Annotated in this window: 12 protein-coding genes; 4 read left to right on the top strand and 8 right to left on the bottom strand. The window is 64.1% G+C overall.

What is annotated here, in order from left to right:
• Nucleotides 1-114: 114 nt before the first annotated feature.
• Nucleotides 115-1,290 carry an acetyl-CoA C-acyltransferase FadA gene (fadA, locus tag JVX91_RS23980; RefSeq protein ID WP_169939741.1) on the bottom strand — a complete coding sequence of 392 codons (1,176 nt, stop codon included), beginning with the start codon at nucleotides 1,288-1,290 and terminating at the stop codon, nucleotides 115-117.
• 30 nt (nucleotides 1,291-1,320) lie between these two features.
• Nucleotides 1,321-3,468, bottom strand: coding sequence for a fatty acid oxidation complex subunit alpha FadB (gene fadB, locus JVX91_RS23985; RefSeq protein WP_205336583.1), 2,148 nt, complete (start codon nucleotides 3,466-3,468; stop codon nucleotides 1,321-1,323).
• 475 nt (nucleotides 3,469-3,943) lie between these two features.
• Between fadB and JVX91_RS23990 the strand changes: the two genes are divergently transcribed.
• Complete coding sequence (locus JVX91_RS23990; RefSeq protein WP_205336584.1) at nucleotides 3,944-4,750, top strand: hypothetical protein; 807 nt, start codon at nucleotides 3,944-3,946, stop codon at nucleotides 4,748-4,750.
• Nucleotides 4,751-4,755: 5 nt separating this feature from the next.
• Here JVX91_RS23990 and JVX91_RS23995 read toward each other — a convergent pair whose 3' ends face one another.
• A complete protein-coding gene (locus JVX91_RS23995) occupies nucleotides 4,756-5,190 on the bottom strand; it encodes a hypothetical protein (protein ID WP_205336585.1) in 435 nt (144 codons plus the stop codon).
• Between the two features lie 81 nt (nucleotides 5,191-5,271).
• Between JVX91_RS23995 and JVX91_RS24000 the strand changes: the two genes are divergently transcribed.
• Nucleotides 5,272-5,712: a universal stress protein gene (locus JVX91_RS24000; RefSeq protein ID WP_205336586.1), complete on the top strand. Its 441-nt coding sequence runs from the start codon at nucleotides 5,272-5,274 to the stop codon at nucleotides 5,710-5,712.
• Between the two features lie 44 nt (nucleotides 5,713-5,756).
• Here JVX91_RS24000 and JVX91_RS24005 read toward each other — a convergent pair whose 3' ends face one another.
• The gene (locus JVX91_RS24005; protein ID WP_205336587.1) at nucleotides 5,757-6,443 is read right to left on the bottom strand and encodes a hypothetical protein; all 687 of its coding nucleotides are present in this window, start codon (nucleotides 6,441-6,443) and stop codon (nucleotides 5,757-5,759) included.
• 63 nt (nucleotides 6,444-6,506) lie between these two features.
• On the bottom strand, nucleotides 6,507-8,423 hold the full coding sequence (locus tag JVX91_RS24010) for an ATP-binding cassette domain-containing protein (RefSeq protein ID WP_205336588.1): 1,917 nt from the start codon (nucleotides 8,421-8,423) through the stop codon (nucleotides 6,507-6,509).
• A gap of 208 nt (nucleotides 8,424-8,631) precedes the next feature.
• Between JVX91_RS24010 and JVX91_RS24015 the strand changes: the two genes are divergently transcribed.
• A complete protein-coding gene (locus tag JVX91_RS24015; protein ID WP_205336589.1) occupies nucleotides 8,632-10,557 on the top strand; it encodes a transglycosylase SLT domain-containing protein in 1,926 nt (641 codons plus the stop codon).
• Nucleotides 10,558-10,621: 64 nt separating this feature from the next.
• Nucleotides 10,622-11,002 carry a lysozyme inhibitor LprI family protein gene (locus JVX91_RS24020; protein ID WP_205336590.1) on the top strand — a complete coding sequence of 127 codons (381 nt, stop codon included), beginning with the start codon at nucleotides 10,622-10,624 and terminating at the stop codon, nucleotides 11,000-11,002.
• A 141-nt stretch (nucleotides 11,003-11,143) separates the two neighbouring features.
• Here JVX91_RS24020 and JVX91_RS24025 read toward each other — a convergent pair whose 3' ends face one another.
• From JVX91_RS24025 to yegS, 3 genes are all read right to left on the bottom strand, one after another.
• Nucleotides 11,144-11,953, bottom strand: coding sequence for an MOSC domain-containing protein (locus JVX91_RS24025; protein WP_205336591.1), 810 nt, complete (start codon nucleotides 11,951-11,953; stop codon nucleotides 11,144-11,146).
• Nucleotides 11,954-12,304: 351 nt separating this feature from the next.
• Nucleotides 12,305-13,234 (bottom strand): chemotaxis protein CheV, encoded by a 930-nt coding sequence (locus tag JVX91_RS24030; protein ID WP_205336592.1) that lies wholly within the window; start codon nucleotides 13,232-13,234, stop codon nucleotides 12,305-12,307.
• A 113-nt stretch (nucleotides 13,235-13,347) separates the two neighbouring features.
• Nucleotides 13,348-14,271, bottom strand: a complete 924-nt coding sequence (yegS, locus tag JVX91_RS24035; protein WP_205336593.1) for a lipid kinase YegS — start codon at nucleotides 14,269-14,271, stop codon at nucleotides 13,348-13,350.
• Nucleotides 14,272-14,367: the final 96 nt, after the last annotated feature.

A 14,367-nucleotide genomic window follows, 5' to 3' on the forward strand; every position in this document is an offset into this window, starting at 1 on the left:
CCTCGGCCGGCCAAAAGGCGGCGATTGTGCTCATTGCGCTGCCGTCGGGCAATCCCCCACCCGACAAAAACGAAAGCCGGGGCACAAGGCCCCGGCTCTCCCATCGACGAAAGCTTAGACGCGTTCGAAGACGGTGGTGATGCCCTGGCCGAGACCCACGCACATGGTGGACACACCCAGGGTACCGCCGTTCTGCTTCATCACGTTCAGCAGGGTGCCGGAGATACGCGCACCGGAGCAGCCGAACGGGTGACCCAGGGCGATGGCGCCGCCGTGCAGGTTGACCTTCTCGTCCATCTTGTCGAGCACCTTGAGGTCCTTCAGCACCGGCAGGGCCTGTGCAGCGAAGGCTTCGTTGAGCTCGAAGAAGTCGATGTCGTTGATGGTCAGGCCAGCGCGCTTGAGCGCCTTGTTGGTCGACGGAACCGGACCGTAGCCCATGATCGCCGGATCAACACCCGCCACAGCCATGGCGCGAACCACGGCCATCGGCTGCACGCCCAGGTCCTGGGCGCGCTGGGCGCTCATGACGATCATGCAGGAAGCGCCGTCGGTGATCTGCGAGGAAGTACCCGCCGTCACGGTGCCGCCCTTGGGGTTGAACGCCGGTTTCAGGGCGGCCAGGCTTTCCAGGGTGGTTTCCGGACGGATGGTTTCGTCGAAGTCGAAGATCTTCAGGAAGCCGTTCTCGTCGTAGCCTTCCATCGGGATGATTTCGTCTTTGAACTTGCCTTCCTGGGTCGCTTTCCAGGCCAGCTGGTGCGAACGCACGCCGAACTTGTCCTGCGCCTCGCGGGTGATGCCGTGCATCTTGCCCAGCATTTCGGCGGTCAGGCCCATCATGCCCGACGCCTTGGCGGCGTACAGGGACATGTGCGGGTTCGGATCGACGCCGTGCATCATGCCGACGTGGCCCATGTGCTCCACGCCGCCGATGACGAAGACGTCACCGTTGCCGGTCTGGATCGCCTGCACGGCAGTGTGCAGGGCGCTCATGGACGAACCGCACAGGCGGCTGACGGTCTGGCCGGCGCTGGTGTGCGGGATCTGGGTCATCAGCGACGCCATGCGCGCGATGTTCCAGCCCTGCTCCAGGGTCTGGTTCACGCAGCCCCAGATCACGTCCTCGACTTCCGCCGGGTCGATCTTCGGGTTGCGCTCCAGGAGCTTGCTGATCAGGTGTGCGGACATGTTCTCCGCACGGGTGTTGCGGTGCATGCCACCCTTCGAACGGCCCATCGGGGTGCGGCCGAAGTCGACAATGACGGCGTCTCTCGGATTCAGGCTCATAAATTCACTCTCGCTCTATTCGTTGCGCACTCAACCGAAGAACTTCTGGCCGTTCTTGGCCATTTCACGCAGCTTCGCGGTCGGGTGGTACAGCGCACCCAGGTCGGCGTACTTGTCGGCCAGCGCGACGAATTCGGCCACACCAATGGAGTCGATGTAACGCAGGGCACCGCCACGGAAGGGAGGGAAGCCGATGCCGTAGATCAGGCCCATGTCGGCCTCGGCAGCGGTTTCGACGATGCCGTCTTCCAGGCAACGCACGGTTTCCAGGCACAGCGGGATCATCATGTAGTTGATGATGTCCTCGTCGGTCAGCTCGCGCTGCTCGGTGACGATGGACTTCAGCAGCTCATAAGCCTGCGGATCGGTGACTTTCTTCGGCTTGCCGCGCTTGTCGGTCTCGTAGGCGTAGAAGCCCTTGCCGTTCTTCTGGCCCAGGCGATTGGCGTCGTACATCACGTCGACGGCAGTCTTGCCTTCCACGGCCATGCGGTCCGGGAAGCCTTCAGCCATCACGTCACGGCCATGGTGGCCAGTGTCGATGCCGACCACGTCGGACAGGTAAGCCGGGCCCATGGGCCAGCCGAACTTCTCCATGATCTTGTCGATGCGCACGAAGTCCACACCGAAGCCCAGCAGCTTGGAGAAGCCGCCGAAGTACGGGAAGAGCACGCGGTTGACCAGGAAGCCGGGGCAGTCATTCACCACGATGGGGTTCTTGCCCATCTTCTTGGCGTAGGCCACGGTGGTGGCGACGGCGACGTCGCTGGACTTCTCGCCACGGATGACTTCGACCAGCGGCATCATGTGCACCGGGTTGAAGAAGTGCATGCCGACGAAGTTTTCCGGACGCTTGAGCGCCTTGGCCAGCAGGTTGATGGAGATGGTGGAAGTGTTGGACGCGAGGATCGCATCTTCCTTCACCACGCCTTCAACTTCAGCCAGGACGATCTGCTTGACCTTCGGATTCTCGACCACGGCTTCGACGACGATGTCGACGTTGCCGAAGTCGCCGTAGGACATGGTCGGGCGAATGGCGTTCAGGGCCTCGGCCATCTTGGCCGGGGTCATGCGGCCTTTCTCGACGCGCTTGCCGAGCAGCTTGGAGGCCTCGTTCAGACCCATCTGGATACCCTCTTCACGGATATCCTTCATCAGGATCGGAGTGCCCTTGGAAGCGGACTGGTAGGCGATGCCGCCACCCATGATGCCGGCGCCGAGTACGGCGGCCAGTTTCACGTCCTTGGCGATCTCGTCGTACTGCTTGGCCTTCTTCTTCAGGTCCTGGTCGTTCAGGAACAGGCCGATCAGGCTCTGCGCAACGGAGGTCTTGGCCAGTTTCACGAAGCCCTGGGCTTCGATTTCCAGCGCTTTGTCACGACCGAAGTTGGCGGCTTTCTGGATCGACTTGATGGCTTCGACCGGAGCCGGGTAGTTCGGACCGGCCTGGCCAGCGACGAAGCCCTTGGCGGTCTCGAAGGCCATCATCTGCTCGATGGCGTTCAGCTTGAGCTTTTCCAGCTTCGGCTGACGGCGGGCCTTGTGGTCCAGCTCGCCGGCGATGGCGCGCTTGACCAGGTCCAGCGCGGCGTCCTGAAGTTTTTCCGGAGCCACGACGGCATCGACGGCGCCGACTTTCAGCGCGTCTTCAGCCTTGTTTTCCTTGCCCGAGGCAATCCACTCGACCGCGTTGTCGCAACCGATGATGCGCGGCAGGCGAACGGTGCCGCCGAAGCCCGGGTAGATACCCAGTTTCACTTCCGGCAGGCCGACCTTGGCGGTGGCGCTCATGACACGGAAGTCGGCAGCCAGGCACATTTCCAGACCGCCGCCCAGGGCGATGCCGTTGATGGCAGCTACGGTCGGAACGTTCAGGTCTTCGAAGTCGCTGAAGATCTTGTTGGCTTCGAGGTTGCCGGCCAGCAGCTCTTCGTCAGGCAGCTTGAAGTTGTCGACGAACTCGGTGATGTCGGCGCCGACGATGAATACGCCTTTGCCGCTGGTCACGATCACGCCCTTGACGGACGCATCGGCCTTGATGGTATCGACTGCTTGGCGCAGTTCATTCAGGGTGAGTCGGTTGAACTTGTTGACGGACTCGCCCTTGAGGTCGAAATTCAGTTCGACGATGCCGCTCTCAAGAGCCTTAACCGTGATGGCTTTACCTTGGTAAATCATCAACTGATCTCCACGCTAGGGAAGCTTGAAATCACACGTCGGACACCGTGTATCGGGACGGCCCGGCAGTCGCCGAGGATAGTCCCAAAGCTTGCGGCACACCCGCCGACGCGATAGCCGGGGCGTTCTGATCGAGTCGCTGCACAGGGCAAACGCTCGATTCATACGCCCGTTTGATTTGGGTGCGCCCACCTTCTAGCAAAAGCCAATGCTTGTCAATCGGCGAGACGTAACAGTCGCAAAGCGGCCGGGGCGTCTGGGCCGGAGCATTCAGCGCAGCCCAGATGCGCTATTCATCACGCCTATCGTGACAATTGCCACCTGGCACCAACGTCCCGACAGCCACTGTTCAAACCCCATGGCCCGCGCTAGAGTCGGGCGCAATGGCGATCTGCCTTCTGCCAACGCCGGCGGACGCCTGGAACCTGTGCAATACAAAACAACAAGAAGCCCATGGCTCCAAGGAGTTGGAACGATGCCCAGCCGCCCGCTCGTGCGTCTGCTGTCCGCGCTCGCGCTCACCGCCCTGCCCCTCTTCGCTGCCGCCGATGCCGCCAGCGACCTGCTCAACGTCCACCAGACACGCCTCGCCGCCCAGCGCAGCCTCGGCGACTTCTTCATGTTCAATGCGATGGAGGGCGACCAGAAGTACGCCAAGATGGTCGAGGCCTCGTCGCAGAGCGCTGGCGACGCCCTGGGCAAGCTCGGGGAAATGCCCGGCAACGAATCGGCCAAGCTGAAAACCCAGCTGCAGGACCAATGGAAAGCCTACGCCACCCAATTGCAGACCCTGACCGGCGCGCTGGACAAGAGCGGCTACACCGACCTTCAGCCTGTGGCCGACCTCGCCGCGCAGAACCGCAAGCTGCTGGACACCGCCGAGCAGCTCTACGCCAAGATCCAGGATGAAAGCGGCAGCAAGGTCCCGCCACTGACCCAGCAGACCCGTGAGCAGAGCCTGCTGATGCAGGACATCGCGGTGGACTACGCCTCACGCAACGCCTCGGTGGGCGCCAGCTTCTTCGGCGGTGGCGAGGAACGTCCGTTGGACGACCTGGCCAACCGCTTCGCGATCAATCTGGTGAAGCTGCAGCAGGCGCCGCAGACCACGCCGGAAATCGGCAAGGAGCTGCGTGCGGTGGCGATCAAGTGGCGCTATATCGAGAAATCACTGCAGAACTACAACCAGAACAGCGTGCCGTTCCTGATCAACAAGTATTCCGACCGCATCATCGAAGACCTGGAAAAGGTGTCCGGCCTCTACGCTGCGCAGCAGAGCTGATTCGCTCAGGCATGCTGCTTGATGAAGTCGGCGACCCGTTGCAGGTCGCCGGCATCGCCCCACTCGCCCCAATACAGTGCCAGGAACTGGGGCGTCGCCTCGACCATGTAGACGTCCTTCGGCAGGTTGGCCAACGCCTGTGCCAGCTCCGCCGGGGCGCTCGCCTCGCGCCAGCGGTCCAGCCACACGCCCGGCTCGCTCTGCCAGTAGCACCAGGCATCACGATTCCTGCCACGGGCGCGGTGATACTGCGCGCAGGAACGCGGCGGCTGCCGCTCCAGCCAGTGCGGCCATTCCTGGTGCGACATCTGCATGGCCAGGCCCAGGCGCCGCGCCTGCAGGCGCAGGTCCATCTGGCCGCGCTGGCCGCGCGAGGGAATCAGCCAGGTCAGCGGGCTCAGCACAAGTGCAATGAGCAGGATTACCATCCACATGGTCATATCGGATATACCGCTCAAACAGGTCAAGCACGGCCATTAGGGCCATACTGATTAATAACGAGTCCCCCGGAGGAGACGCTCATGCCCTACCAACACATTCTGGTCGCCGTCGACCTTACCGAAGAATGCGATCCGGTGATGAAGCGGGCGGTCGCGCTGGCCAAGGCCAACGACGCCCGGCTCTCGGCCGTGCATGTGGTCGAGCCCATGGCGATGGCCTTCGGCGGCGACGTGCCGATGGACCTGTCGATGTTGCAGCAGCAGCAGTTCGACCAGGCCAAGGAGCGCCTGCACCAGTTCACCCTCACCTACGCCGAGATCACCAGCTCCCAGTGCCACCTGGTCTATGGCCAGCCGCGCCAGGAAATCCACCGCCTGGCGGATGAGCAGCACTGCGACCTGATCGTCGTCGGCAGCCACGGTCGCCACGGCCTGGCCCTGCTGCTGGGCTCCACCGCCAATGATGTGCTGCACGGCGCGCCCTGCGATGTCCTTGCAGTGCGACTGCAGAAAACCAGCTGAACCTACTCAAGTGAGACAGCGGGCCCCTCGGGGCCCGCTTCGTTTCAGGCGCCGAGCACGTCCCCGCTCATCAGCAGCGGTCGCACCTTCTGCAACTGCGCCTCGAGCGAATAGCTCATGCTCGATGCCATGGAGAAGAAGCTCAGGAAAGCCTTCAGGTTCGAGTCACCCTCGCAGGTCTCGTGAATACGCTGCCAGAACGCCTGGTTTACCAGCTGCAATTGCTGGAACTGCTTCACCAGCCCCTTCAACTCCCAATCGGCATGCCGACCTTCGCGGAAGTTGAAGTATTGCCGCATCAGATAGAGCGATACCGCGCGCAGGATGAACTCCTGGTTGCTGGCGAACGGCAGGTGCTGCTGCGCCATGGGTTTGAGCCGGCCCAGCAGCGGGCAGGTACTGGTCGCCATGATCACACCGAGCAACGCGCGCAGCCCTTCTTCCAGACCGGCATGCTTGATGTACTCGCGCTCCGGCGTGCGCACCTGCACCGAGACCTTCTTGAAGGCCGGCAACCCACGGAAATCCTCGATCACCCGGTGCAGGTCCACCGCCGCCGGGCAGTGGCTGTACTGCGCCGGGTTCAGCGGGCAATTGCTGCAGCGGTTGTAATCCAGGCGCGTCCAACGCGGTGCCTGGGCGGCGATCTGCGCGTCGTACTGACGCTCCAGCTCGATGCGATAACTGAACTCGTGCTCATCATCCAGGGTGATGCGGTATTCGATTGCCATTCGGCCATTCCTAGCAGTCTTTGATCAGCGATACGCACACGGCACCTCGCCTGACCGGCCGGATTATTCTTCCAGTTCGGCCCAGCGCTCGATCAACCGGTCCAGTTCCTCTTGCAAGGACCCGAGGCGCGCGAGGGCGGCCTGGGCCTCGTCCTGGGGACGCTGGTAGAAGTCCGGCGACGCGGTTTCTTCCTGCAGTGCGGCCAGTTCCACCTCCAGGGCATCGATCTGCCCGGGAATGGCCTCCAGCTCGCGCTGCAATTTGTAACTGAGTTTCTTCTTCGGCGCGGCATCGACCGGCGCGCTCACCGGCGCTGCCGATTGCTCGGGAGCGGGCGCGGCGGCGGCCGGCTTGTCACCCTTTTCCTCGCCCACGCCCAGCAATTTGGGCGAGCCACCCTGGCGCAGCCAGTCCTGATAGCCGCCGACGAATTCGCGTACGCGCCCTTCGCCTTCGAACACCAGGGTGCTGGTCACCACGTTGTCGAGGAAAGCCCGGTCGTGGCTGACCATCAGCACGGTGCCGTCGAAGGTCAGCAGCACCTCTTCCAGCAGTTCCAGGGTTTCCACGTCCAGGTCGTTGGTCGGTTCGTCCAGCACCAGCAGGTTGGCCGGCTTGCTGAACAACTTCGCCAGCAACAGGCGTGCCCGCTCACCACCGGAGAGCGCCTTCACCGGGGTGCGCGCGCGCTGCGGGGAGAACAGGAAGTCGCCCAGGTAGCTGAGGACATGGCGATTCTGCCCGTTGATGGTGATGAATTCGCGACCTTCGGAAATATTGTCGATAACGGTTTTTTCCGGCTCCAGCTGGTGACGCAACTGGTCGAAATAAGCCACTTCCAGTCGGGTACCTTCCTTGACGCTGCCGGAGGTCGGCTGCAGATCGCCGAGCAGCAGCTTGAGCAGCGTGGTCTTGCCGGTACCGTTGGCGCCCAGCAGACCAATACGGTCACCTCGCTGAAGCACCAGCGAGAAATCGCGGATCAGCGCAGGGCCGCCCGGATGAGCGAAACCAGCCTTCTCGACGACGATCACCTGCTTGCCGGATTTCTCCGCGGTTTCCATCTGGAAGCTGGCCTTGCCCTGGCGCTCGCGGCGCTCGGCACGTTCGTTACGCATGGCCTTCAGCGCACGCACACGGCCTTCGTTACGGGTACGGCGAGCCTTGATGCCCTGGCGAATCCACACTTCTTCCTGGGCCAGGCGTTTGTCAAAGAGCGCATTGGCTGCCTCTTCCGCCGCCAGTTCCTGCTCTTTATGGACCAGGAAGCTGGCGTAGTCGCCGTTCCAGTCGATCAGGTGGCCGCGATCCAGCTCAAGGATGCGGGTAGCCACGGCCTGCAGGAAGGAGCGGTCGTGGGTGATGAACAGGACGGCGCCGGGGAAGTCGGCCAGGGCGTTTTCCAGCCAGGCAATGGCGCCGATATCCAGGTGGTTGGTCGGCTCGTCCAGCAGCAGCAGGTCGGGCTCGGCGACCAGCGCCTGGGCCAGCAGAACCCGGCGGCGCCAGCCACCGGAGAGCTCGGCGAGAGTCTTGTCGGCCGGCAGCTGCAGGCGGCTCAGGGTGGTATCCACCAACTGCCCCAGGCGCCAGCCGTCGCGGGCTTCGAGGTCCTGCTGCACTCGCGCCAGCTTGTTCAGGTCCTCTTCGTTTTCGATATGCATGCTCAGGTGGTGATAGCGCGCCAGCAGCTCGCCCACCTCGGCGAGGCCTTCGGCAACCACGTCGTAGACAGTACGGTCATCGGCGCGCGGCAGTTCCTGTGGCAGCTCGCCGATCTTCAGCGACGGCGCACGCCAGATCTCGCCGTCGTCGGCCTTCTGTTCGCCCTTGACCAGCTTGAGCATGCTCGACTTGCCGGTACCGTTGCGGCCAATGACGCACACCCGCTCACCCCGAGCGATCTGCCAGGACACCTTATCCAGCAGCGGAGTGGTGCCAAAGGCGAGGGACACGTCGGTGAACTTGAGCAGGGTCATTGGGTATCTCCGTCAAACAGGGCGCGCAGTTTAAGGGAAAGCGCGCAAAAGTCAGAGAGGCATGGACAAAGTCCACGAGCGAGACGTCCGTCCGCCTTTGCGTTGCCCATCCGAGGTGGCGCTTTCGCCCTCCTCTCGCAACAGGCTAAGCTAACCGGCAGCGGGCGCGCGCCATCCAGCGCCCACCGATCATCTTCCCGGAAGAGCCATGCGCGGTCGCCTTTTCTCCCTGTTCTCCTGCCTCATCCTCAGCCTGTCCGCCTCGACAGCCAATGCAGCGTCCCTGCCCCAGCAGCGCCAGATGTACGACGAGGCGCAGAAGGCCCTCGCGCGCGGCGACAGCGGCCCTTATTTCCGTTACCAGACGGCGCTGTCGGATTATCCGCTGGAACCCTACCTGGCCTACGACGAGCTGACCAACCGGCTGAAAAGCGCCAGCAACGCCGAAATCGAGCGCTTCATCGGCGATCACGGCGACCTGCCGCAGATCAACTGGCTGAAGCTGCGCTGGATGCGCCAACTGGCCGACCGCGGCGACTGGAACACCTTCGTCCGCTATTACGACCCGAAGATGAACTTCACCGAGCTGGACTGCCTTTACGGCCAGTATCAGCTCGGCCACGGCAACAAGGCCGAGGGTTATGCCACCGCCGAGAGACTCTGGCTGGTCGGCAAGCCGCAACCTGACGCTTGCGACACTACCTTCGCCATGTGGCAGGCCGACGGCCAGCTCACCGAGGAGAAGGTCTGGAAGCGCCTGAAGCTGGCCGCCGAGAAAGGCAACTACAGCCTCGCCACCGTGCTCTCCAAGCGCCTGCCGACCCTCGGCACCCAGGGCACGCTGATGGTCAACGTCGCGCAGAATCCCGCGCAACTGAGCCAGACCACCCGTTTCAGCGCCCGCGACCACGCCACCGCCGATGTCGTCGGCCTCGGCCTGCGCCGCCTGGCCAAGCAGGACCCGGAAAAGGCCATCACCCTGCTGGACTACTACAGCTCGGTGCTGCCTTTCTCCAGCGACGAGAAAGTCTCCATCGCTCGCGAGATCGGCCTGAGCCTGGCGCGCCGCTACGACCCGCGCGCCCTGCCGATGATGGTCAAGTACGACCCGCAGCTGCGCGACGACACCGTCACCGAATGGCGCCTGCGCCTGCTGCTGCGCCTGGGCCGTTGGGAAGAAGCCTACGAACTGACCCGCGCGCTGCCGCCGTCGCTGGCCGAGACCAACCGCTGGAAATACTGGCAGGCGCGCTCGCTGCAACTGGCGCAGCCACAGAACAAGCAGGCCATCAGCCTGTACCAGCCGGTGGCCGGCGAGCGCGACTTCTATGGCTTCCTCGCCGCCGACCGGATCAACGCACCGTACCAGTTGAACAACCGACCGGTATCACCGGATGCCGGGACGATGCAGCGTGTGCGCAATGCGCCGAGTACCCGCCGCGCCCTGGAGTTTTACGCCCGCGGCGAGATCATCAACGCCCGCCGCGAGTGGTACCACGCCGCCCGTCACCTGAGCCACGACGAACTGCTGGCCCAGGCCAAGATCGCCTACGACATGCAGTGGTACTTCCCGGCGATCCGCGCGATCAGCCAGGCCAAGTACTGGGACGATCTCGACATCCGCTTCCCCATGGCCTACCGCAATACCCTGGTGCGCGAGGCGCGCAACCGCGGCCTGCATTCGAGCTGGGTGTTCGCCATCACCCGTCAGGAGAGCGCCTTCATGTCCGATGCGCGCTCCGGCGTCGGCGCCACTGGCCTGATGCAGCTGATGCCGGCCACAGCCAAGGAAACCTCGAAGAAGTTCGGCATTCCGCTGGCCTCGCCGCAGCAGCTCATCGTGCCGGACCTGAACATCCAGCTCGGCGCCGCCTACCTGAGCCAGGTTCACGGCCAGTTCAACGGCAACCGCGTGCTCGCCACCGCCGCCTACAACGCCGGCCCCGGCCGCGTGCGCCAGTGGCTGAAGGATGCGCGTCACCTGGCCTTCGACGTCTGGGTGGAGACCATTCCGTTCGACGAGACCCGCTCCTACGTGCAGAACGTGCTGTCCTACGCGGTGATCTACGGGCAGAAGCTCAACGCGCCGCAGCCCATCGTCGACTGGCACGAGCGCTTCTTCGACGAACTCTGACACCACCCACCGCCCGGCACTCGCCGGGCGGCTTTCATTCCCTCAAGGAAAAAAGGAAATTTCCATGCGCAAGACAATTCTCTCCTGCACCGCCCTGGCCGCCGGCCTGCTGAGCGCCGACCTCGCCCTGGCCGCCTGCGAGAAGCCGCGCAACGCCTTCGACAGCGTGTATTGCCTGAGCACCGAATACGCCCAGGTCGACCGCGAGCTGAACAATGAATTCGGCACCCTGCGCAAGATGCTCAACGACGGCCAGAAAGCCTCGCTGAAGAAGAGCCAGATCGCCTGGATCAAGGACCGCGACGCCCAGTGCAGCTACGAGCGCGACGGCGGCTACTTCGTCAACCTGCAATGCGCTGTGGACAAGACCAACGAGCGCCTGGCTGTGCTGCGCGAACGTGAGCGCGAGTGCCAGAGCACCGGTTGCGTCGATAGCAAGCTGTAAGGCGAGAGCCGTTCGCCTATGCCGGAATCGGAGCCGGCAGCGGCATGCGTGAAATGGCGTACAACCGCGAACGGTTGTACGCCCTACTCCTAGGCTGGCTTTGTGTAGGGCGTACAACGCTCCGCGTTGTACGCCGATCCGTTACTCCAGCACTTCCACCGGCATACCCAGCTTCAGCTCGCCATGGCTCTCCGCCAGCAGGTTCTGGCCGAACAACGCCTCACCGTTGACGTTGCGATAGCCCAACAGGGTCGCCAGCGGCTCACGGGCGGCGTCGCGCTCGCCGGTGTGCGGGTCGATGGTGGTGAGGATGCAGCGCGAGCAAGGCTTGGCCACCTTGAAGGTGACGTCGCCGATGCGGATGCGCTTCCAGCTGTCTTCCGCGAACGGCGCGGCGCCGGTTACCACCAGGTTCGGACGAAAGCGCAGCATCTCCAGCGGGCGGCCAACCTTGGCCGACAGGTCGTCCAGCGAACCTTGGCCGATCAGCAGCAGCGGGAAGCCATCGGCGAAGTGGACGTGCTCGCCGGGAGCGGCGTAGGCGGTGTCCACCTGCCGTGCGCGCTGTTCGGGCATCTGCACCAGGCGCACATCACGGTCGAGGAACGCGCTTAGCCACCGCGCGACGGCATCGCCGGCATCCGGCACCTGCAGTATGTCGCGCCAGATCAGCACGCCGCGGAGGTTGTCGTCGCGGCCCGGCACTTCCACCAGCAGATCGTCCATGCCGGGTGCGCGCAGGCGCAGGGCCTGGAAACCGTCCTGCCAGCGCGCCTCGATGCGGCCCATCTGGGGCAAGAGTCGCTGCGTGAGGAAGCGTCCGTTGGCGGTGTCGACCACCATCCAGCGTCGATCCCCTTCCACGCCCAGGGCGTCCAGGCGGACGGACTCCAGGGGCTCGTAGGCGGTGGATTTGACCGGGTAGCGGTAGAGCTCGCTGAGCGTGTACATCGGAGGCTTCCTTTCGTACGGGCGAAAGCGACCTTATACGGGGTGGGATGGGCGGCTAGCAATGGCGTTTGTGCCGGAAGAGAGAGCGGTGGGAGTGCTTGGCGATAACGAGGGTTTTCACCGGGGGATTTCGCGGACAAGGTCCGCTCCTACGGGGGGAACCCTCTGTGGCTTTGTGGCTCCGGGGTGCCGGGGTGCCGGGGCTCTGTGGCTCTGTGGCTTTGCGGCTCTGTGGCTCTGCGGCTTTGCGTAGGAGCGGACCTTGTCCGCGATCCGCCGGCAAGCCGGCGGTAAGTCGCGTTCGCGAGCAAGTACCAGGCGTCCCCTCGCTCTACAGGAGAAAGACTGACGTCAGGCTGGGACTTTCTGCAGACGGCGGCGTACCACTTCCACCAGCTGGTCCGGCTGGAACTTGGAGAGGAAGTCGTCGCAACCGACCTTCTTCACCATGGCATCGTTGAAGCTGCCCGACAGCGAGGTATGCAGCACCACGTAAAGGTCACGCAGGCGCGGGTCGTTGCGGATCTCGGTGGTCAGGCGGTAACCGTCCATTTCCGGCATTTCGGCGTCGGTGAAGATCATCAGCAGCTTTTCTTCCATGTCGTTGCCTTCGTCCGCCCAGCGCTTGAGCTGCTGCAGCGCGCGCAACCCGTCGGTGGCCACGTGCAGACGCAGGCCCAACTGGCCGAGGGTATCGCGCAGTTGAGAGATGGCGACGCTGGAGTCATCCACCACCAACACTTCGCGGCCACGGGTCTGGCTGAGCAGCGTGTCGTCCAGGCGGTCACTGGAGACACGGGTATTCATCGGCACGATCTCGGCCAGCACCTTCTCCACGTCGATGATCTCTACCAGGCGGTCTTCCACCTTGGTGATCGCGGTCAGGTAATGCTGTCGGCCGGCGCCACCGGGCGGCGGCTGGATCGACTCCCAGTTGAGGTTGAGGATGCGCTCCACGCCCCCGACCAGGAAGGCCTGCACCGAGCGGTTGTACTCGGTGACGATGATGGTGCTGTTGGCGTCCGGGGTCAGCGCGCGCATGCCGATGGCACGGGACAGGTCGATCACCGGCAGCGTCTGGCCGCGCAGGTTGATCACCCCGCAGATCATCGGGTGGCGCTGCGGGATCAGCGTCAGGCGCGGCAGCTGCAGGACTTCCTGCACCTTGAACACGTTGATCGCGAACTGCTGCCGCCCGGCCAGGCGGAAGACCAGGATTTCCAGGCGGTTCTCGCCTACCAGTTGGGTGCGTTGATCGACAGTGTCGAGAATACCGGCCATGCCTGCTCCAGATTCGGAATGAGTCGTGCGGGAAAGCTATCGGCCGTATCCTCGCCAACAAGATACTGGCCGTGAGCCATCATGCACGACTTGTCCGATCCGGACCAGCGCGATCAGCCCTGCTCGGCGATAAGCCGCCCAGTGGACGAGAGCAACGGCGAATCCGCCGGCAAATGCATGGCGATCGCTGCTGGGCGTACCTCGAAGCGAAGCTTGCGGCCTTCCAGCGGCTCACCGTCCAGATTGACGTCCAGCCCCTCGCGCGCTTCCACCTCGACCCAGGGCAGGCGCGCCCGGACGAAGACGTCCTGGGTGCCGAACCCGCTGCTGCCCAGCAGAGCGCCCAGCGTACCGGCCATGTCCTGCGGGGTCGGCAGGATACTCACGTCGAGCAGCCCGTCATCCGCCGTGGCCTGCGGGCAGAGCACATGGCCGCCGCCGGCCTGCCGGCCATTGCCGATGCCCAGGGCGAGGAATTCGCCTTCCCACTCGAAATCCGGCCCGGTAAATCGCCCCTGGGCCGCGTGGACCTCGGAAAAGCGCGTCAGGCCGGTGAGCAGGTAGGCCACGCCGCCGAGCAGCTTCTTCAAGTCTTCCGGGGTGTTGGCGGTGACCTTCGAACCGAAGCCACCCGTGGCCATGTTCAGGAAGAACTGTCCGTCGACCTCCCCCAGGTCGATAGGCCGCGCCGGCACATCCAGCAATGCCAGCGCCGCGGCTGGTTCCAGCGGGACACCGGCGGCGCGGGCGAAGTCGTTGGCGGTGCCCAGCGGCAGGATCGCCAGGCTTGCCTCGCCGCCGGCCTGGACCAGCGCCTCGGCGACGTCGCGCACGGTACCGTCGCCACCGCCGGCGATCAGCGTCGTGTAACCCGCCGCCAGGCCCTCCTCCACCAGCCGCCTGGCGTCACCACTCTCCCAGGTCACCCGCACGTCCAAGGCACGCCCCGCTTCGCGCGTAGCCAGCACGGCGGCACGCACTTCATCGTTGGCGGCTTGCTTGCCGTGCAGGATCAGCAGGGCCCTGGGTTGGGTCATGATTGGCTTCCTCGCGAATGGTCGATTGGGCGTCAAGTAATGGACCCAGAGTAGCGCGGGAAAATTTCGTCGCTTTTTATCACTGAATCAGGAATG

It is taken from the genome of Pseudomonas sp. PDNC002, assembly GCF_016919445.1.
Classification (GTDB): domain Bacteria; phylum Pseudomonadota; class Gammaproteobacteria; order Pseudomonadales; family Pseudomonadaceae; genus Pseudomonas.

Coding starts and splice junctions, on each gene's coding strand:
- JVX91_RS24020 (WP_205336590.1), top strand. CDS start 10,622: ATGCGCAAGACAATTCTCTCCTGCACCGCCCTGGCCGCCGGCCTGCTG.
- JVX91_RS24005 (WP_205336587.1), bottom strand. CDS start 6,443: ATGGCAATCGAATACCGCATCACCCTGGATGATGAGCACGAGTTCAGT.
- yegS (WP_205336593.1), bottom strand. CDS start 14,271: ATGACCCAACCCAGGGCCCTGCTGATCCTGCACGGCAAGCAAGCCGCC.
- JVX91_RS24025 (WP_205336591.1), bottom strand. CDS start 11,953: ATGTACACGCTCAGCGAGCTCTACCGCTACCCGGTCAAATCCACCGCC.
- JVX91_RS24015 (WP_205336589.1), top strand. CDS start 8,632: ATGCGCGGTCGCCTTTTCTCCCTGTTCTCCTGCCTCATCCTCAGCCTG.
- JVX91_RS24030 (WP_205336592.1), bottom strand. CDS start 13,234: ATGGCCGGTATTCTCGACACTGTCGATCAACGCACCCAACTGGTAGGC.
- JVX91_RS24000 (WP_205336586.1), top strand. CDS start 5,272: ATGCCCTACCAACACATTCTGGTCGCCGTCGACCTTACCGAAGAATGC.
- JVX91_RS23990 (WP_205336584.1), top strand. CDS start 3,944: ATGCCCAGCCGCCCGCTCGTGCGTCTGCTGTCCGCGCTCGCGCTCACC.
- fadA (WP_169939741.1), bottom strand. CDS start 1,290: ATGAGCCTGAATCCGAGAGACGCCGTCATTGTCGACTTCGGCCGCACC.
- JVX91_RS24010 (WP_205336588.1), bottom strand. CDS start 8,423: ATGACCCTGCTCAAGTTCACCGACGTGTCCCTCGCCTTTGGCACCACT.
- JVX91_RS23995 (WP_205336585.1), bottom strand. CDS start 5,190: ATGACCATGTGGATGGTAATCCTGCTCATTGCACTTGTGCTGAGCCCG.
- fadB (WP_205336583.1), bottom strand. CDS start 3,468: ATGATTTACCAAGGTAAAGCCATCACGGTTAAGGCTCTTGAGAGCGGC.